Origin of the sequence: Marinobacter sp. LM1, from assembly GCF_042763285.1 — a bacterium.
Lineage (GTDB): Bacteria > Pseudomonadota > Gammaproteobacteria > Pseudomonadales > Oleiphilaceae > Marinobacter > Marinobacter nauticus.
On record NZ_CP114373.1, the window covers coordinates 3,087,459 to 3,106,818 of the forward strand.

Consider the following 19,360-nt stretch of genomic DNA (forward strand, 5'->3'; position numbering starts at 1 on the left):
TTCCACACTGATTTATCGGGAGAACAACAATGAAATTCACAGCCGAACACGAAGCCCTCAGAAAGACCGTCCGCGATTTTGTCGAAAAGGAAATCAATCCGCACTGCGATGAATGGGAGGAAGCCGGCGAGTTTCCCATTCACGATCTGTTCAAGAAACTCGGCAACCTGGGCCTGCTGGGCATTCAGAAGCCGGAGGAATACGGCGGCATGGGTCTGGATTACAGCTACAACCTCGTGGCTGCTGAAGAACTGGGCATGGCCAAGTGCGGCGGTGTTCCGCTAGCCGTGGGCGTACAGACCGACATGTGTACCCCCGCGATTGCGCGCTTCGGTTCCGATGAATTGAAACGGGATTTCCTGGCCCCGGCTATTGCCGGCGATATGGTGGGCTGTATCGGTGTGAGTGAAGTGGGCGCAGGCTCCGATGTGGCCGGCCTGAAAACCACGGCTAAGAAAGACGGCGATGACTACGTCATCAACGGCTCCAAGATGTGGATCACCAACTCCCCGAAAGCGGATTTCATGTGTCTGCTGGCCAACACCAGCGACGACAAACCCCACAAGAATAAAACCCTTATGATCGTGCCCATGAACACACCGGGCATCACCTTCAGCCCGCACCTGAACAAGCTGGGCATGCGCTCATCAGAAACCGCCCAGGTGTTTCTGGACGACGTGCGAATTCCCCAACGCAACCGCATCGGCGCAGAAGGCACCGGCTTTATGATGCAGATGCTGCAGTTCCAGGAGGAGCGCATGTGGGGGGCCGCCAACGTAATCAAGGCCCTGGAAAACTGTGTCACGCAGACCATTGAATACTGCCGCGAGCGCAAGACCTTTGGCCAGCCGCTGATCGACAACCAGTACATTCATTTCCGCCTGGCGGAGTTACAGACCGAAATCGAGGCGCTGCGCGCGCTGACTTATCAGGCCTGTGAGCTGCACGTTGAGGGCAAAGATGTCACCAAGCTGGCGTCGATGGCGAAACTGAAGGCCGGGCGTCTGGGTCGCGAAGTGACCGATGCTTGCCTGCAGTTCTGGGGTGGCAACGGTTACATGTGGGACAACCCCCTGTCTCGGGCTTACCGCGATGTGCGGTTGGTCTCCATCGGCGGCGGTGCCGACGAAATCATGCTGGGCATCATCTGCAAGCTGATGGGCACCTTGCCTGGAAAGAAACGCGACTGACGCTGTGCAAGGCCTTGTGGGCAGGCAGGGCTTGGTGGAGGGCCATGAGGCGGGGATCCCTTTTCGGGACACGCCTACAAGCACATCCATGTGGGCTCGTTTCGGGCCGTCCATGGCCCTCAACGGTCCCGAAAAGGGATCCCCGCCTCATAGCCCCAAACATTTTACGTGGAGTCCTTTTATGGAACAGCAGCTACCACATTGCGAAACCCTGATTCTCGAAAAACAGGGCCCTACCCTGTTCATCACCATCAACCGCCCGGACGTCCGCAACGCTATGAGTCTGCAGATGGTCGCTGAACTGTCCACCATCTTCAGCGAGATCGAAAACGACACCAGCATCCGCGCCGCCGTCATCCGCGGCGCAGGTGGACACTTCTGCGCCGGCGGCGATATCAAAGACATGGCCGGCGCCCGGAGCCAGAAAGCCGGCGAAGGCCGCGACGACCCGTTCTACAAACTCAACCGCGCCTTCGGCCAGATGATCCAGCAAGTCAACGAATCCTCCAAAGTCGTCATCGCCATCACCGAAGGCGCCGTCATGGGCGGCGGCTTCGGCCTGGCCTGCGTCTCCGACCTGGCCATCGCCGGCCCGACTGCCAAATTCGGTATGCCGGAAACCACCCTCGGCGTCATCCCGGCCCAGATCGCCCCGTTCGTTGTCGAACGCATCGGCCTGACCCAGGCCCGTCGATTGGCGCTGCTAGGTTTGAGAATCGACGCAACGGAAGCCTGCAAACTCGGCATCGTTCACCAGGTTGCGGAATCCGAAGAACAGCTAAGCGACATGCTGAACCAGGCTCTGGAACGGGTACGCCTGTGCGCCCCCGACGCCACGGCAGAAACCAAGGCCTTACTGCATCGGGTGGGACATGAAGCCATGGCCGGTTTACTCGATGACGCCGCTGAAAAATTCGCGGCCGCCATCCGGGGGCCCGAGGGCACGGAAGGCACGATGGCGTTCATGCAAAAGCGTGAGCCAAAGTGGGCAGGCAACGACACCTAATCAACAACCACAAGCAGTAGACCGCTTAAAAAGCATGTCTGCAGGCACGAACAAAGTCAGCGGGAGCGCCGCTGGCGGGGAGGGCCTCCGGAAAATCTCGGAGGCCATGGATGGCCGGAGCGAAGCGCACACGGATGTGCTCGTAGCGTTTTTCCGGAGGCCCTCCCCGCCAGTGGTGCGCACGAGCACCCAAATGCGCAGGCGCGCATCAAGGCAGGTGACATACAAATGCTAAAAAAACTACTCATCGCTAACCGAGGCGAAATCGCCGTCAGGGTCATCCGTACAGCCAAGGCGCTGGGCTACCGAACCGTTGCCGTCTACTCCGAAGCCGACGCCAACGCCCTGCACGTTGAACAAGCCGACGAAGCCGTCTGCATCGGCCCGGCACAGGTTGCTGCGTCTTACCTCAACGCCGACGCCATCCTCGATGCCGCAAGGAAAACAGGCGCCGACTGCATCCACCCGGGCTACGGCTTCCTCTCCGAAAACTCCGGCTTCGCCAAAGCCGTCAAACAGGCCGGCCTCACCTTTGTAGGCCCTCCCGAAAACGCCATTGAACTCATGGGCAGCAAACGCCGCTCGAAAATCGCCATGCAGGAAGCCGGCGTGCCCGTAGTCCCTGGCTACGAGGGCAACAACGCCAGTGATGATGAACTCATCGCCGCAGCCCAGGGCATCGGCTACCCCCTCATGCTCAAAGCCTCCGCAGGTGGCGGCGGCCGGGGCATGCGCCTGGTCGAGAGCGAGAGCGAGTTGGCCGACAACATTAAGAGGGCCCGCTCAGAAGCCAAACAGGCCTTCGGTGACGACGAACTGATCATCGAAAAAGCGGTCATCGAACCCCGGCACGTAGAAATCCAGGTTTTTGCAGACCGCCATGGCAACGCCGTTTACCTGGGCGAGCGGGACTGCTCCGTCCAGCGCCGGCACCAGAAAGTGGTCGAGGAAGCGCCCTCACCTTTTGTTACCCCGGAACTGCGTAAGGCCATGGGCGAAGCTGCTGTCAAAGCAGCCCTGGCCTGCGGTTACGAGGGCGCCGGTACCGTGGAATTTCTGGTCGACAAAGACCGCAGTTTCTACTTCCTGGAAATGAATACTCGCCTGCAGGTAGAGCATCCGGTCACCGAACTGATTACCGGCCAGGATCTGGTGGCCTGGCAGTTGATGGTCTCTGAAGGCCGCCCACTACCTCTGGCCCAGGATGACATCCAACTCAATGGCCACGCCATCGAAGTACGACTTTACGCCGAAGACCCGGCCAGCGGTTTCACCCCGCAAACCGGCACCCTGCACCTGTTCACTCCGGCCGAAGGCGAAGGACTGCGGTTTGATACCGGCGTGCGCTCCGGTGACGTGGTCAGCCCCCACTACGATCCCATGCTGGCGAAAGTCATCGCCTGGGGCCAGAACCGGGACGAAGCCCGTCGCCGCCTGATCCGGGCGCTGGAAGACACCACAGTCTTTGGTGTGACCACCAACCGCCATTTCCTCAGCCGCATCATCGCCGATGACACCTTTGGTGCCGGTGAAGCCACCACGGCCTTCCTGCAGCAGGCCTTCAAGGATGATCCGTCACTGGCGCCCCAGCCGCTCACCATCCGCGAGCTGGCCCTGAGCGCCTGCGCATTGAGCCTCGGCCAATCCGCCCAGAAAGGCTGGAGTAACGCCCCCGCCACCGTCATGCCGATGAAGCTTGAGGCCCGGGACGAAACCGTGGAACTGCTGGTTTGGCACAGTGGCCACAAACTGCTGGTGGCCCACGGCGAAGAACACTATGAATTGCAACTGCAAAGCCAGGAACCAGGCCTGCTGTGCATTATCGACAACGGGGTTCGTCAGCGGTGCCAATACTACCGGAGCGGAGATTCCCTATATTTGCAGGCGTTCGGCCGTTCCTGGTGCGTTCGGGATATTACGCACCAACCCGCCCAAGGTGCCCTGGGCACCGGCAGCGGCAAGGTCCAGGCCACTATGGACGGTGCCATTATTGATGTACTGGTGGCAGAGGGAGATCAGGTGGAACAGGGCCAGACCCTGGTGATTCTGGAAGCCATGAAAATGGAGCATCCGGTTAAGGCGGACCGCACGGGCACCGTTGGCCAGTTGCTCGCCCGCAAAGGAGACCAGGTCAAACGTGGCCAACTTCTGGCAGACGTGCAGTCCACTGAGGAGGCAGAATCATGAGCCGGCTACAACAGCGCACAGTGTTTATAACCGGCGGCAGCCGGGGAATCGGCCGGGCCATTGCCCTGGCCTGTGCCCGGGAAGGCGCCAACGTGGTCATTGCAGCGAAAACCGATACCCCGCACCCGAAACTACCCGGCACCATCCACACGGTCGCTGAGGAAATTCGTAACGCCGGAGGCCAGGCGCTGCCGCTGGTGCTGGACGTGCGGGATGAACGACAGGTCCGCCAGCGAATAGAGGAAGCCGCCAGTTATTTTGGCGGTATCGATGCCCTGGTGAACAACGCCGGGGCGATACGCCTGACCGGTGTCGAAAACCTGAAAGTGAGCCGATACGACCTGATGCATCAGGTCAACGCCCGGGCCGTATTCACCTGCAGTCAGGCGGCCCTGCCCTGGCTGAAGGAATCCGGAGGCCACATTCTCAGCCTGTCTCCGCCGCTGAACCTGAATACCCGGTGGTTTGCCCAGTACGGGCCCTATACCACTACAAAATACGGAATGACCATGCTCAGCATGGGCATGGCCGAGGAGTTCCGACGCTATGGCATTGCCGTGAACTGCCTGTGGCCAAAGACTCTGATTGCCACTGCCGCCATAGAACACGAAGTGGGCGGACCTCAATTGATGGCGCAGGGACGAAAGCCGGAAATCATGGCCGATGCCGCGGTCAGCATACTGTCCCGCAGTGCGGACGAACTGACCGGGCAAGCGCTGATTGATGAGGATGTACTTCGTCAGGATGGCGTAGAGGACTTCGAACACTACCGGTATGCCGCAGGCGACAAGCCGCTGCTGCCGGATCTGTTCCTGGATTAGCCGCGGGGCTCTGAATGTTGCTGCGCGGTTCAAAACCTATAAAGACAATGACGACTGAAACGGACGCACCATGAGCCAAGACATCGTAACCGCACGCGACATCATGCGCAGCCTGCCCACGGTTCTGAAAAAATTTCCCTTCGTGGCAAAAGGGCTTTACTACTACCGGGTAAAGGACGACAAAAAAGAGCTGACCCTTGGCAAGCTGGTAGAGCGCAACGCTGACAAACACCCCACGCGCCCTGCCATTCTCTTCGATGATCGCAGCATTACCTGGGCAGAACTGGATGCCTGGAGCAATCGAATTGCCCATTACCTGAAAGATCAGGGGCTGGTAAAGGGCGATGCCATTGCGGTACTGTTGGAAAACCGACCGGAACTACTGGCGACCGTGGTTGGCGCAGCCAAGGTCGGCGTGGCCTGCGCCATGCTGAACACCTCCCAGAAAGGCAAAGTGCTGGCCCACAGTATCAACCTGATCGAGCCACGACTGCTGGTGGTTGGTAGCGAACTGATCGACAATGCCGAGTCGGTTCGTGGAGAGGTTCAGCTCCGGCACACGCATCCCCTGCTCTACCTGCACGACGGCAACACTCTGAACACCTTTGGTGACGCGCCGGAGGGCTACGTCAATCTGGCCCTGGAAGTCAGCCGCCGACCCTCAACCCGCCCGGTCCTGAGCAACCCGGTAACCATGGGCGATACCGCCGTGTATCTTTACACCTCAGGCACCACAGGCCTGCCCAAGGCGGCGCCCGGTTCACATCGCAAATTTATCAAAGCCTACGGCGGCTTTGGCATGCTCTCCCTGGCCATGGAACCGGAAGACGTTCTGTACTGTACACTACCGCTGTATCATGGCACCGCCCTGCTGGTGTGCTGGGGCTCGGTCCTCGCCGGTGGCTCTGCCATCGCCCTGCGCCGAAAATTCTCCGCCAGCGCCTTCTGGGACGACGTCCGCCGCTACAACGCCACCACTTTCGGCTACGTGGGCGAGCTGTGCCGCTACCTGCTGAATCAACCTCCCTGCAGCCAGGACCGCAACCACGGCCTGACCAAAATGATCGGCAACGGCCTGCGCCCCTCCATCTGGAAAGAATTCAAGGAACGCTTTGGCATCGACAAGGTGGCTGAGCTGTATGCCTCATCAGAAGGCAATATCGGCTTCAGCAACTTTTTCAACATGGACAACACCGTGGGTTTCTCCACCGCGCCCTACAAGCTGGTCAAGTACCACGAAGGCACCCGGGACCCGATCCGCAACGACAAGGGCCGCCTGGAGGAAGTAGAAAAAGGCCAGCCTGGTCTGTTAATAGGTGAGATCAACAAGAAGTGGGCGTTCGAGGGCTACACCCAGAAGGAAGCCACCGAGAAATCCATCCTGCGCGATGGTTTCAAGAAAGGCGATGCCTGGTTCAACACCGGTGATGTATTAAAAGAAATCGGCTGCCGTCATCTGCAATTTGTCGATCGCATGGGCGACACCTTCCGCTGGAAGGGAGAAAACGTATCGACGACGGAGGTGGAAAACATCATTGATGGCACCGGCATGGTGGAAGAAGCCATTGTGTACGGTGTCGAGATTCCCAAAACCAACGGCAAGGCGGGCATGGTAACGCTGGTGCCTCAGTCCAATGGTTCGGCCTTCGATATCAACAAGCTGTTTGACTATCTGCAGGAGAATCTGCCGGCCTATGCGGTGCCGGTGTTTGTGCGGGTGACCAATGCCATCGAGAAGACGGGAACGTTCAAGTACCGGAAGGTGGACATCCAGAAGCTCGGCTATTCTCTGGAGAGGTCAGAAGACGATGTTTACGCCTGGCTGCCCGGTTCGTCCGGTTATACTTTGCTGACTCCGGAGCTAGTCTCGGATATTGATTCGGGGGATGTTCGGTTCTGAGCAGATCACTTGTGTTCGTTGCCCGTCGCTAGCCTGCTAGCCTGGGAGTTTGCCGCGTCGGGGATTGCTTCCAAAAAACCGCTACAAGCACATCCATGTGCGCTTATTTCGGGCCATCCCTGGCCCTCAAAATTTTTTGGAAGCAATCCCCGACACGGCTTTCGGAAGCTCAGCAATAGTCCTCCACCCCCTTAACGGGAAGTTCTTTTCAGACTATCCCACCAAGCTATGCAGGTGAGATCGGGGTGCCCCTCCCAAAAATGTCGGAGGCCATGGATGGCCGGAGAGAAGCGCACATCGATGTGCTCGTAGCGGTTTTTGGGAGGGGCACACCGATCTCACCATCACCCGCGTTCGAAGGCCAGGAGTGAGACTACCCCTCCGGTTCGAAGAACCATTAGCCAACTCGCAAAACGATCTTGCCAGTGGCCCGACGCCCCGTGAGTGCCCCAAGCGCAGCCGCATATTCCTCGAACGGGAACACTTCGCTGACCTTGGGATCGATCTTGCCGTCGGCATACATCTGCAACAGCTCCATCATGTTCTGGGCGCTGGTCTGCGGCTCGCGCTGGGTGAAGCTACCCCAGAACACGCCTACCACGGAACAACCCTTGAGCAGCGTCAGGTTCGCAGGAATCTTGGGGATATCCCCTGCAGCAAAGCCGATCACCAGGTGGCGGCCGTTCCAGCCCATGGTGCGCAGGGCCTGTTCGGTGAAATCTCCGCCGACCGGGTCGTAGATCACATCCACACCTTTACCCTTGGTCAGTTTCTTCACCGCATCTTTCAGCGATTCCTCGGTGTAGTTCACCAGTTCATCAGCACCGGCCTCCCTGACCACCGCGAGTTTTTCAGCAGAGCTGGCCGCCGCGATCACTTTCGCGCCCATAGCCTTGCCCAGCTCCACCGCCGCCAGGCCGACGCCGCCGCTGGCCCCGAGTACCAGCAGGGTTTCGCCGGGCTGCAGGTTGCCTCGCTGTTTCAGCGCATAATAGGAGGTGCCATACACCATCATGAAAGCCGCTGCTTTCTCATCGGACATAGAGTCCGGAATTGGCAACAGGTTGGATTCCGGAGCAACCACTTCTTCGGCAAACGCACCCCAGCCGGTCAGAGCGGCTACCCGGTCTCCGGGTTTGAAACGGCTGACTTTTTCGCCCACTTCAAGCACTTCACCGGACAGTTCGCCACCGGGGGAAAACGGCATGGGCGGCTGGAACTGGTATTTGCCCTGAATGATCAGGGTGTCCGGGAAGTTCAGGCCTGCAGCCTTGACCCGGATTTTTACGCCGCTGCCTTTTACGTCCGGGCTGGCAATGTCTTCGATGACCAGATTCTCTGCCGGGCCATAGTCTTTGCACAGAATGGCTTTCATGGTTGCTCCTGGGCTGTCTGTCTTACCCTGATGGCGTCAGGGCGGGTCTGATTTGACGTTGTAATTGACCAGGATCAAGCTAAACGCACAGAGCCCGTGAAGCAAATCAAGGCTGCTTATTCATGGCAATAAGCCCGGCTGATAAGCCGACGGATTCAGAACAGTACAGCGCCCGCTACCACGGCGACGATGATCATCACACCGGCGGCCAGACGCATCAGGGCCATATTGCAGTACTCCGGATCAATCAAACGGGAAACAAGGCAGTGATACGCGTAACTGTCGCGTAACAGATCACATTGGCTGAATCGGCCATCAACGCCTGAAGATGAATCCCGGGACGAATTCCGCTATTCTTCCAGCCTTTCACCCACGCCCCGGACCGAATTTCGTCAGATCAGAGCCGCCCCATGTTTGACATCATCTATACTCTTGAAATGATTGGCGTTGTGGCGTTTGCCATTTCCGGCATGATCGTCGCCCGGTCCAAAAACATGGATCCGGTGGGTGTTTTTGCCATCGGTTTTATTACCGCTCTGGGTGGCGGCACATTGCGGGATCTGATCATGGACAATCACCCGCTGTACTGGATCAAGCACCAGGAGCAGCCGATCATGATCCTGGCCATGGCAATCGTGTTCAGCTACTGGAGCCGGGCCCATTCCCTGAAAGAATCGAGAATCGTCTTCCCGGACGCCATCGGCCTTGGCATTTTTTCCATTCTCGGTGCGCAACTGGCTCTCGATCTGGGCCACTCCTGGTTTATCGCTTCCATGCTGGGTGTAATGACAGGCTGCTTCGGCGGCGCCCTGCGTGACACCCTGTGCAACGAAGTTCCCTTTATTTTCCGCAAGGACCAGATCTACGCCTCTATCGCCTTCGCCGGTTGCTGGCTGTACTTTGTGTGCCAGTGGTTGCTGGAGAGCGAATCCATGGCGCTGACTATTGGCCTGCTGTTTATCGTGATTGTTCGCATGCTCGCGGTGCGCTTTGATATCCGCCTGCAACGAGACCAGATGCTGAACTGAACTCTGAATCATCCCTTGGCGTGAGGCGCCTGAGCCGGTAACATTGCCGTTTTTTCACCCAATTCACGTTTTCCGCACGCAAACTGACTTTCAAACTCCCTAATCCAGGCATTCTAGAGGCAGACCCAAGTCATGCTTGAACGACTGTTCCAACTCCAGGCCCACGGCACCACTGTCCGTAAAGAAGTGGTAGCTGGCATTACCACCTTCCTGACCATGGCCTACATCATCGTGGTCAACCCCAGCATCCTGTCGTCCACCGGCATGGATTTCGGAGCCGTTTTCGTGGCCACCTGTCTGGCCGCAACCATCGGTACGCTGATTATGGGCCTCTGGGCAAACTATCCAATTGCCCTGGCCCCCGGCATGGGCCTGAACGCCTTTTTCTCGTTCACGGTCGTCGGCAGTATGGGATACAGCTGGGAAGTGGCGCTGGGCGCTGTCTTTCTCTCCGGGTTTATTTTCTTCATTCTGAGTGTGGTCAAGATCCGGGAATGGATCATCAACAGCATTCCGATGTCCTTACGCTTTGGCATTTCCGCCGGCATCGGATTCTTTCTTGCTCTGATCGCACTGAAAAACGCCGGCATCGTGGTAGATAACCCTGCGACCCTTGTGGGTCTGGGCGACATTAAAGTGGCTGAGAGCCTGCTGTTCTTCGCAGGATTCGTACTGATCTGTGCACTTTCATTCCGCAGAATCACCGGCGCCGTAATGATCGGCATCCTTGCTGTTACCGTGGCCGCCATGATGCTTGGCATGGTGGAATACAAAGGTTTTGTGTCTGCCCCACCCAGCCTTGCCCCCACCTTTATGCAACTTGATCTGGCCGGCGCACTGAATGTTGGCATGATCAGCATTATCTTTGCCTTTCTGTTCGTGGATCTTTTCGATACCTCCGGCACCCTGATCGGAGCAGCCCAGCGTGGTGGATTGCTGGATAAAGATGGCAAGCTGCCCCGTCTCGGACGAGCTCTGATGTCGGATTCCGTCGCAACCATGTCAGGCGCAGCCCTGGGTACCTCAACCACCACCAGCTATATCGAATCAACCGCTGGCATTTCCGCCGGTGGTCGCACAGGACTGACGGCGGTTGTCGTCGCCCTGCTTTTCCTCGCCTGTTTGCTGCTGTCACCGATCGCGAGCATCATCCCTGCCTATGCGACCGCACCGGCCCTGTTCTACGTCGCCGTGCTGATGGCAAGCGGCCTCAAACTGATCGATTGGGATGACATCACCGACGCCGCACCAGCGATCGTCACAGCACTGACCATGCCGCTGACCTTCTCTATTGCAAACGGCATTGCCCTGGGTTTCATCACCTACGCCGTGATCAAGGCGTTGTCTGGCCGCTGGTCCGATCTTAACGCCAGTGTCGTTACCATTGCCGTTGTATTTGTTCTGAAATTCATGTTCCTGGACGCCGCCTGAGCGGCGCCCAGAGTAATCACCGGATCCGCCCATGGACTATTTTTCCGAGAGCATCAAGAAAGCCATCCGCACTGTGCCGGACTGGCCCAAACCCGGCGTCTCCTTCCGGGACATCACCACGGTCCTTCAGGACAAAACGGCATTTCGTAAACTGATCGATGCCTTTGTCCATCGCTACCATGGCCAGCACATTGATGCGGTTGCCGCCGTCGATGCCCGGGGCTTCATTATTGGCTCGGCGCTGGCCTACGAGCTGAATGCCTCTCTGGTACTCGTGCGCAAGAAGGGCAAACTGCCCTTCGACACCCTGGTGGAAGACTACGAACTGGAATACGGCACGGCTTCCGTCGAGCTACACGAAGACGCTTTCAAACCCGGCGACAAGGTCATCCTGGTGGACGATCTGATTGCCACTGGCGGCACCATGCTGGCCGCAACCCGTCTGATCCGCCGTATCGGTGCTGAAATCGTAGAGGTCGCAGCCATGATTGATCTGCCGGATCTGGGTGGCTCACGCAAGCTGCAGGAAGAAGGTCTGCAGGTTTATACTGTCTGCTCATTCGAAGGAGACTGAGCGGAGGCGCCACCATGGGCGATTATCAGCATCACTGGAAAGATGGAACACCGGTTCATCTTCCCCTTGGCAAAATCGTTTGTGTGGGGCGCAACTACGCCGAACACGCCCGGGAGCTGAACAACCCGGTACCGGAAGAACCGCTGCTGTTTATCAAACCCTCCACCGCAGCGGTTCATATCACCCGCCCGCTGGTCTACCCCAGAGGCCAGGGTGCGGTGCACTTTGAAACCGAACTGGCCGTACTTATCGGCCGCCCCCTGACCAATGCCTCCGCCAGCGAAGTGGAAAGTGCCATTCTCGGTTATGGCCTGGCCCTGGACCTCACCTTGCGGGACGTGCAAAGCAGCCTGAAAGAAAAGGGACACCCCTGGGAGCGCGCAAAGGCCTTCGACGGCGCCTGCCCGCTTTCACCGTTCGTTGCCGCCGACCAACTTGCCAAGGGCAACCTGAACTTCACACTGGATATCGACGGCCAGCGCCAGCAGACCGGGAATACCGGCGACATGCTGAACCCGATCGTGCCCCTGATTGCTCATATGAGCACCCAGTTCACCCTGTTACCCGGCGATGTGGTGCTGACTGGCACGCCCAAAGGCGTTGGCCCGCTTGTCAGCGGCCAGACTCTGTCCCTGGAGCTGGAAGATGTGTTATTTGTGGAGACCACAGTGGTCTGAACGCAACACGGATACGGATATTCAGACGAGCTGCAAACTTCCCGTAGAACAGGCACTACCATGGCCAGGAAACCCGTTACTTCACGCACAGGACGCTTCTTCAAACTCGCAGGCATGACCGCCACGGTGGCGGGCCAGTACGCCGGCCAGAGAGCGCGGCGCATGTTCCGCACCGAAAATGACGAAGGCGCCCAGAGCGAAAGCTACACCCGGATGGCCGGGCAAATTGCCGATACCCTGGGCGAGCTCAAGGGGGCGGTGATGAAGGTGGGGCAGATAGCCTCCCAGACCCAGGACTTCCTGCCCAAAGAATTCTCGGACGCGCTGGAAAAACTCCAGAAAGAAGCACCACCGATGCCATTCGAGGTGATTCTGGAACAGGTGGAAAGTGAGCTGGGCAAGCCGGTTGGCGAGCTGTTTGAATACCTGCAGGAAACACCCTACGCCTCTGCCTCCATCGGCCAGGTACACCGCGCCCGCCTGCACGATGGCACGGATGTGATCGTGAAAGTGCAATACCCCGGCGTGGATGAATCCTGCGACTCCGACCTCAAACAGCTACGACTGGCCCTGAAGCTCGGCGGCCTGCTGAAAATGCCCAAGGAGACGGTTGACCAGCTGTTCGGCGAAATCCGGGTGCGACTGAAGGAAGAGCTGGATTACGAGAACGAGGCGCGAAACCTCAAGCTGTTCCACGAATTCCACAATGATCAGCCGTGGGTGATCATCCCGGAGGTGGTCGACAGCCATTCAACCCGTCGGGTCCTGACCCTGGGGCTGGTGGAGGGCGACCACGTCAGCAAGGTCACACCGGAACACTACTCCCAGGAAACCCTCAACCTGATTGGCCACCGGATTTTCACGATCATGGCCGATCAGCTGTTCCGGTTCCAGTGCATTCACGGCGACCCTCACGCGGGCAATTTCGCCTACCGGCCGGATGGCACCATTATCATGTATGACTTCGGCTGCGTGAAGAAACTCAAACCGGAGATTGTCGAAGCCTACCGCAAAGCCTTGATCGCAGCGCTGGATGAGGACTACCAGGCCCTGGACCAGTACCTGATCGACCTGGGCGCTCGCGTGGACAGCCAACCGGCGGTCGATGAAGCCTATTACGCCATGTGGAGGGATATCCTGATCATCCCGTTCCTGAACGATGAGCCCTACGACTTCGCCGAGGCCGATATCCATAAACACGTGGCCGCAAAAACCAGCACGGTGTTCAAATACCTGGATTACTTCAAACCACCGGTCGAGAGTATTTTCATAGACCGGATGATTGCGGGGCATTACTGGATGCTAAAACGCTTAGGTGTTCAGGCCGCATTCAGAAGTGAACTGGAGAAATACCTCCGAGGCTAACGCCAAGTTCACAAATAACGCGAAACCCACTCCCGCACCCCTTCCGAGGCCCCTTTGCGAATCACCCGTGCCCGGGAGACGGACGCAGGTTCGCCAGGATCAATCACCGTGATGGGCACATCAATGTCCACCTCGTAGACCAGCCCTGCCGCCGGATATACCTGCAGCGACGTACCCACAATCAGCAACTGATCTGCGGTGCGCACCACCTCTGCCGCCGCATCCAGCATCGGGACTTCTTCGCCGAACCAGACGATATGGGGCCGAAGCTGGGCACCGCGATCACAGGTATCCCCGGGATTGATGTCGTTGTAGCCGATGTCGTAAATGAGGTCCGGATAGGCGGAACTGCGGGCCTTGGTGAGTTCACCGTGCAGGTGCAGCACATTGCTCGAATCGCCGCGCTCATGCAGGTCGTCCACATTCTGGGTGACCACGGTCACCTGAAAACGGCTTTCCAGCTCCGCCAGCAAGCGGTGCGCAGGATTGGGCTGGACGGTTTGAAGTTGCCGCCTGCGCTCGTTATAGAACCTCAGCACCAGATCCCGGTTGCGCTCGAACGCCTCCGGCGTGGCCACGTCGTACACACTGTGCTGCTCCCACAGCCCACCGTTGTCCCGGAAGGTGGAGAGGCCGCTTTCGGCGCTGATTCCAGCGCCGGTGAGTACAACAATGTGCTCTTGCATCAGTCGAAGATCTTGCCCGGGTTCATGATGTTATTGGGATCGAACACCTGCTTGATACCGCGCAGGTAGGCAATTTCCGCCTCGCTGCGGGTGTACTGCAGGTAGGGTTTCTTGGTCATGCCCACACCGTGCTCAGCAGAGACACTGCCCTGATAACGCTCGACAATTTCAAATACCCACTTGTTCACCTGCTGGCATTTTTCGAAGAAATCTTCCTTCGCCATGTCCTCCGGTTTGAGGATGTTCAGGTGAAGGTTGCCGTCACCAATGTGGCCGAACCAGATGATCTCGAAGTCCGGGTAGTGTTCGGTAACCACGTTGTCGATTTCCTGGAGGAAGCCCGGCACCTTGGAAACCACCACCGAAATATCGTTCTTGTAGGGAATTCGCGGCGCGATGGATTCGGAAATCCGCTCACGCAGTTGCCAAAGGTTCTGTGCCTGGGTTTCACTCTGGCTGATGACGCCATCCAGCACCCAGCCTTCTTCCACACACTGCTCAAACAGTGCCATGGCATCGTCCATCACCTGATCAGAAACAGCCTCGAACTCCAGCAACGCATAATATGGCGCCTCGGTCTCGAACGGTGCCTGAACCTGGCCGTGGGCCAGTACATGCCCCATGGCCTGGTGAGAGAAAAACTCGTAGGCGGTCAGATCCAGTTTTTTCTGGAAAGCCTGCAAGACATCCATGGTGTTGGTGAGGTCATTCAGGCCCAGCACCAGCACGGTCAGGTCGTCCGGCTTGCGGGTAAGCTTCATGGTGGCTTCGGTAATGAAACCCAGGGTGCCCTCGGCACCGATGAACAGATGTCGCAGATCGTAGCCGGTGTTGTTCTTGGCCAGATCCTTGTTCAGATCCAGCACATCACCTTTACCGGTCACCACTTTCAGTCCGGCAACCCAGTCCCGGCTCATGCCCCAGCGAATGACCTTGATGCCGCCGGCATTGGTGGACAGGTTGCCACCGAGCTGGCTCGACCCGGCGGAGGCAAAATCCACCGGATAGTACAGGCCGTTTTCTTCGGCAAAGGTCTGCAGTTGCTCGGTCACCACCCCGGCCTGGCAACGTACGGTGCGATCACTGGCGTTGAAATCCAGAATCTGGTTCATGTTGTCGAACGCTACCACCACTTCGCCATTGGCGGCCACGGCGCCTGCACTCAGGCCGGTACGTCCGCCCGAAGGTACCAGAGCCACCTGATTGTCATTGGCAAACTTCACCAGCGCCTGCACCTGCTCCGTGGTTTTCGGCAGGACAATGGCCAGCGGCTTGGGCGGGTAGATTTTGGTCCAGTCCTTGCCGTAATTGTCCAGATCCGCAGGATCGGTGAGAACCTTGCCCGGGTTTTCAGAGGTGGCAACCAGCTCTTTAAGGGAAGCGATGATCTGTTCGGAACTCATGGATGTGTCAGTCTCTTCGAAGTTGGGCCAGGGCCTGTTCAGAGATCACTCACAAAGAATTGATTCAGGCAAACCGGCGCGCTGTGAAAATCTGCGTTTATGGTATCATACCGCCCCTGTTCTGTGAGCCAGGCCGACGATCCCTGGCTGCAGGTCATTTCACGTGACGAAAGGTTCGGAAGCAAGCCCATGTCAAATACGTCTCTCGAAAAGAGCAAAATCCGGATCCTGCTGCTGGAAGGCGTGCATCAATCTGCCATTGATACCCTGAATGCCGCGGGTTACACCAATATCGAGTATCTGACCCATTCATTGGGTGAGGAAGAGCTGATCGAGAAGATTGCCGATGCGCACTTCGTTGGTATCCGCTCTCGCACCCAGTTGACCGAGAAAGTATTTGAAGCCGCCAGGAAGCTGGTGGCTGTGGGCTGCTTCTGTATCGGCACCAACCAGGTTGACCTGCAGGCCGCGACCCGCCGTGGAGTGGCCGTGTTCAACGCGCCTTTCTCCAACACCCGTTCCGTGGCAGAACTGGTTCTGGCCCAGGCCATCCTGCTGCTGCGCGGCGTGCCGGAAAAAAACGCCAAAGCCCACCGTGGCGAGTGGCTGAAATCCGCCAAGAACAGCTACGAGATTCGTGGCAAGAAGCTTGGCATCATCGGTTACGGCAACATCGGCACCCAGTTCAGCGTGCTGGCCGAAAGCCTGGGAATGGACGTCTATTTCTACGACGTGGTTTCCAAACTGCCGATTGGTAACGCCACGCAAGTGGGCACGCTGCAGGAACTGCTGAACATTTCCGATGTGGTTTCCCTGCACGTACCGGAGACTCCGGCGACCAAATACATGTTCAAGGCCGAGCAGTTTGCCCAGATGAAGCCGGGCAGCATTCTGATGAACGCTTCCCGCGGTACCGTGGTGGATATCGACGCCCTGGCCGATGCGCTGAGTTCCGGTAAACTGCTGGGCGCAGCCATCGACGTATTCCCCGTAGAGCCCAAGTCCAACGACGAAGAGTTTGTCTCGCCACTGCGCGAGTTCGACAACTGCATCCTGACTCCGCACGTGGGTGGCTCAACCATTGAAGCCCAGGAAAACATCGGGCGCGAAGTGGCCGAGAAGCTGGCCATGTACAGCGACAACGGCACCTCCGTTTCTTCGGTGAACTTCCCGGAAGTGGCGCTGCCGTCGCACCCGAACCAGCACCGCCTGCTGCACATTCACGAGAACGTGCCGGGCGTAATGTCGGAAATCAACCAGGTGTTCTCCGAAAACGGCATCAACGTCTGTGGCCAGTACCTGCAAACCAAGGAAGATATTGGTTATGTGGTGGTCGATGTGGACAAGGCCTACGGTGAGCTGGCGCTGGAAAAGCTCCGCCAGGTAAAAGGCACTATTCGCTGCCGCGTACTGTTCTGACAGACAGCTGCCTTCAAGAACCGGAGCATCCCCCTGGGAGCTCCGGTTTTTTTATGCCATTTCGGGCCACAACGCCGCATTTCAACAAAACTTCATGCTGCCGCCCTTGAGATTCGGCCATACGTAGCCATGCTGAAAAGTACCAGTCATTCAAACCGGGCCGGAACAGGCCCAGCATGGAGGTAATTATGTCCTTGAAGGAATCTCTGCAGAAGAAACTGGAAACCCAGACCGAGTACTGGAGCAAACAGATCGACAGCCTGCGTGCCGAAGCCGACGAAAAGATGGCCAAGGCAAAGGATGACCAAGCGGAAGCCGAAATTCAGAGAGAGTTTTCAGAGCGCATTCAGGCCGTTGAAGACCACATCGAGACTGCCCGAAGCAAACTGGGCGAACTCAAGGACTCCGGCGAAGATCAGCTGGAGGATCTGAAGAAGCGAATCGACGAATGGCTGCCGAGCAATACCAACTGATTGCTCCTGCCATAACGCAAAAAGCCCCGGCATAAACCGGGGCTTTTTTGTTGAATGCTGAGCAGGATATTACTGCATCGGCACCAGCGTCAGCTCAACACGACGATTCTGCTCACGACCAGCCGCCGTATCGTTGGAGGCAATCGGGTAGCGCTCTCCATAACCAGTTGCCCGGGTACGACGGGGCTCAATACCCTGATTCAGCAGGAAATCACGGACGGAAGACGCGCGACGCTCACTCAACAGCTGGTTGTAGCTGTCTGAACCGGTGCTGTCAGTATGGCCTTCAATCTGGATGATGGTTTTGTCGAACTCTTTCAGAACCAGAGCCACAGACTCAAGAGTGCCGGTAAAACCGGAACGGATGGTGGACTGATCCGTATCAAAGGTGATGTTACCCGGCATGATCAGGTCGATCTGGTCACCATTACGGACGACGCGAACACCGGTACCTTCCAGCTTCTGGCGCAGCTGGGCTTCCTGGCGATCCATGTAGTAGCCGATACCGCCACCCACGGCCGCACCGCCAGCGGCACCAATCAGTGCGCCTTTGCCACGATCACTGCTGCTGGAGGTTGCTGCGCCAATAGCAGCACCACCGATCGCGCCAATAATACTGCCCTTGGTGGCGTTCGAAGTTTTCTCTTCCCCGGTATACGGGTCATAGGTCATACAGCCACTCAGGCCAACAGTTGCTACCGCAAAGGCAAGAATTGTCTTTTTCACTGTCTTCTCCCGCTTCTGTAATCGTTGGTCCGGAGCTTTTGGCACTACAGCCACTGCTTACTCCGAGAATGTATCGATAATGGTATTGAATACCGTCGCCTGCAAATCCTGCGCTTCGTTCACAAGATGATGACGACCGTCCGGTATTCTTCGTTCCTTCACTGAGGAGAATTTATTCCGGATAATCCTCAGATTGTGCTGCCAGTCTACCGTCAGATCCTTCTCACCCTGCACCACGGTGACCGGAAAATCCACCGGCCTCGCCGACTCAATGTGCGGCACCCATTGTCGCAATGCAGTCACCCAATCGACATGAACCGCTCTTGCCTGCAACGGGTCGTGTTCCCGCAGGAACCGAAGAAAGCGGGTATCGCCACTGTTCGGGCCGAATACCCGTTTCCAGCGAGTCAGGAACGGTTTGACCAGACTGTGGAGAATCTTTGCCCCCAGCCAGCCCATAGGCCTTACCAGTGGCGCCAGCAACACCACTTTGCGGAACGCCGAGGACTCCCGGTTGTGGTGGTTCGACAGCAGGTAGTCAATCAATATTGCGCCACCCGTACTCTGCCCCACTGCGTACCAGGGCCCCCGAATCTTGTCCCTGACCTTCGCCATTACTTCCGACAGTACGGCCTGGTACTCCAGGAAACTGCCAATGGCGGCCGGCGTGCCACTCGACAATCCGTGCCCGGGCTGATCGTAGGCCAGAACATCGAAGCCTGCACCAAGACAGCGGTCAATCAACTGGGTATACAGACCCACATGATCAAAATAACCATGCAGAATGAACACCGTGCCTTTCGGGCTGGCGCTCTCCGGCAGCCGGAAGTAATGCACCATCACTTCATGCCGCTCGGCACAGATGTACCCCTGATGGTAGACCACATCCGGATGCTCAACCCAAAGATCAAGGCCATAGAACCGGCAATACGCCTCCATCTCGGAACTCAGTTCCCGGCTGGCGGACGGATCAAACGGTTCCAGACGGTCCAGCAGGGAATGTCTGTCCCAATTCGGTATTTCTATGGTATCTGTTTTCCAGTACACGTAGAGTTAAACGCCTGTCATGAATCCATAAATGCCAGTCATCCTAACGCAT

Annotated in this window: 17 protein-coding genes; 12 read left to right on the top strand and 5 right to left on the bottom strand. The window is 57.7% G+C overall.

The annotated features are described in order from the left end of the window. The first annotated feature begins 29 nt into the window (after positions 1-29). The 5 genes from atuD to OZ656_RS14400 all read left to right on the top strand — a co-directional run bounded on the left by atuD (position 30) and on the right by OZ656_RS14400 (position 7,104). Positions 30-1,190 carry a citronellyl-CoA dehydrogenase gene (atuD, locus tag OZ656_RS14380; RefSeq protein ID WP_014422173.1) on the top strand — a complete coding sequence of 387 codons (1,161 nt, stop codon included), beginning with the start codon at positions 30-32 and terminating at the stop codon, positions 1,188-1,190. 181 nt (positions 1,191-1,371) lie between these two features. After that, positions 1,372-2,196: an enoyl-CoA hydratase/isomerase family protein gene (locus OZ656_RS14385; protein ID WP_379944676.1), complete on the top strand. Its 825-nt coding sequence runs from the start codon at positions 1,372-1,374 to the stop codon at positions 2,194-2,196. 228 nt (positions 2,197-2,424) lie between these two features. After that, positions 2,425-4,383 carry an acetyl/propionyl/methylcrotonyl-CoA carboxylase subunit alpha gene (locus tag OZ656_RS14390; protein ID WP_379944677.1) on the top strand — a complete coding sequence of 653 codons (1,959 nt, stop codon included), beginning with the start codon at positions 2,425-2,427 and terminating at the stop codon, positions 4,381-4,383. Beyond that, on the top strand, positions 4,380-5,204 hold the full coding sequence (locus OZ656_RS14395; RefSeq protein ID WP_379944678.1) for an SDR family oxidoreductase: 825 nt from the start codon (positions 4,380-4,382) through the stop codon (positions 5,202-5,204). The genes OZ656_RS14390 and OZ656_RS14395 overlap by 4 nt, the downstream gene beginning before the upstream one ends. 70 nt (positions 5,205-5,274) lie before the next feature. Then, entirely contained in the window at positions 5,275-7,104 is a 1,830-nt protein-coding gene (locus OZ656_RS14400) for a long-chain-acyl-CoA synthetase (protein WP_153741032.1), read from the top strand. Positions 7,105-7,501: 397 nt separating this feature from the next. Here the strand turns inward: OZ656_RS14400 and OZ656_RS14405 are convergent, their stop codons facing one another. Beyond that, entirely contained in the window at positions 7,502-8,479 is a 978-nt protein-coding gene (locus OZ656_RS14405; RefSeq protein WP_379944679.1) for an NADPH:quinone oxidoreductase family protein, read from the bottom strand. Positions 8,480-8,889: 410 nt separating this feature from the next. On the opposite strand from OZ656_RS14405, the gene OZ656_RS14410 reads away from it, so the two are divergent. From OZ656_RS14410 to OZ656_RS14430, 5 genes are all read left to right on the top strand, one after another. Then, positions 8,890-9,507, top strand: a complete 618-nt coding sequence (locus OZ656_RS14410; protein WP_011786256.1) for a trimeric intracellular cation channel family protein — start codon at positions 8,890-8,892, stop codon at positions 9,505-9,507. A 132-nt stretch (positions 9,508-9,639) separates the two neighbouring features. Next, positions 9,640-10,938, top strand: a complete 1,299-nt coding sequence (locus OZ656_RS14415) for an NCS2 family permease (RefSeq protein WP_011786257.1) — start codon at positions 9,640-9,642, stop codon at positions 10,936-10,938. Between the two features lie 31 nt (positions 10,939-10,969). Further along, positions 10,970-11,512 carry an adenine phosphoribosyltransferase gene (locus OZ656_RS14420; protein WP_011786258.1) on the top strand — a complete coding sequence of 181 codons (543 nt, stop codon included), beginning with the start codon at positions 10,970-10,972 and terminating at the stop codon, positions 11,510-11,512. A gap of 14 nt (positions 11,513-11,526) precedes the next feature. Further along, complete coding sequence (locus OZ656_RS14425) at positions 11,527-12,189, top strand: fumarylacetoacetate hydrolase family protein (RefSeq protein ID WP_022991437.1); 663 nt, start codon at positions 11,527-11,529, stop codon at positions 12,187-12,189. Positions 12,190-12,249: 60 nt separating this feature from the next. Further along, positions 12,250-13,554: an AarF/ABC1/UbiB kinase family protein gene (locus OZ656_RS14430; protein ID WP_014422182.1), complete on the top strand. Its 1,305-nt coding sequence runs from the start codon at positions 12,250-12,252 to the stop codon at positions 13,552-13,554. 8 nt (positions 13,555-13,562) lie between these two features. Here OZ656_RS14430 and OZ656_RS14435 read toward each other — a convergent pair whose 3' ends face one another. Together OZ656_RS14435 and OZ656_RS14440 are read right to left on the bottom strand one after the other, a co-directional pair. After that, on the bottom strand, positions 13,563-14,240 hold the full coding sequence (locus tag OZ656_RS14435; RefSeq protein ID WP_379944680.1) for an NAD-dependent deacetylase: 678 nt from the start codon (positions 14,238-14,240) through the stop codon (positions 13,563-13,565). Beyond that, entirely contained in the window at positions 14,240-15,643 is a 1,404-nt protein-coding gene (locus OZ656_RS14440) for an FAD-binding oxidoreductase (protein WP_014422184.1), read from the bottom strand. The genes OZ656_RS14435 and OZ656_RS14440 overlap by 1 nt, the downstream gene beginning before the upstream one ends. 189 nt (positions 15,644-15,832) lie before the next feature. On the opposite strand from OZ656_RS14440, the gene serA reads away from it, so the two are divergent. Continuing rightward, entirely contained in the window at positions 15,833-17,062 is a 1,230-nt protein-coding gene (gene serA, locus OZ656_RS14445) for a phosphoglycerate dehydrogenase (RefSeq protein WP_011786263.1), read from the top strand. Between the two features lie 188 nt (positions 17,063-17,250). Beyond that, entirely contained in the window at positions 17,251-17,535 is a 285-nt protein-coding gene (locus OZ656_RS14450; RefSeq protein WP_011786264.1) for a hypothetical protein, read from the top strand. 69 nt (positions 17,536-17,604) lie between these two features. Here the strand turns inward: OZ656_RS14450 and OZ656_RS14455 are convergent, their stop codons facing one another. Beyond that, a complete protein-coding gene (locus OZ656_RS14455; protein WP_014422186.1) occupies positions 17,605-18,261 on the bottom strand; it encodes an OmpA family protein in 657 nt (218 codons plus the stop codon). Positions 18,262-18,318: 57 nt separating this feature from the next. Further along, the gene (locus OZ656_RS14460; RefSeq protein WP_011786266.1) at positions 18,319-19,308 is read right to left on the bottom strand and encodes an alpha/beta hydrolase; all 990 of its coding nucleotides are present in this window, start codon (positions 19,306-19,308) and stop codon (positions 18,319-18,321) included. Positions 19,309-19,360 lie beyond the last annotated feature (52 nt).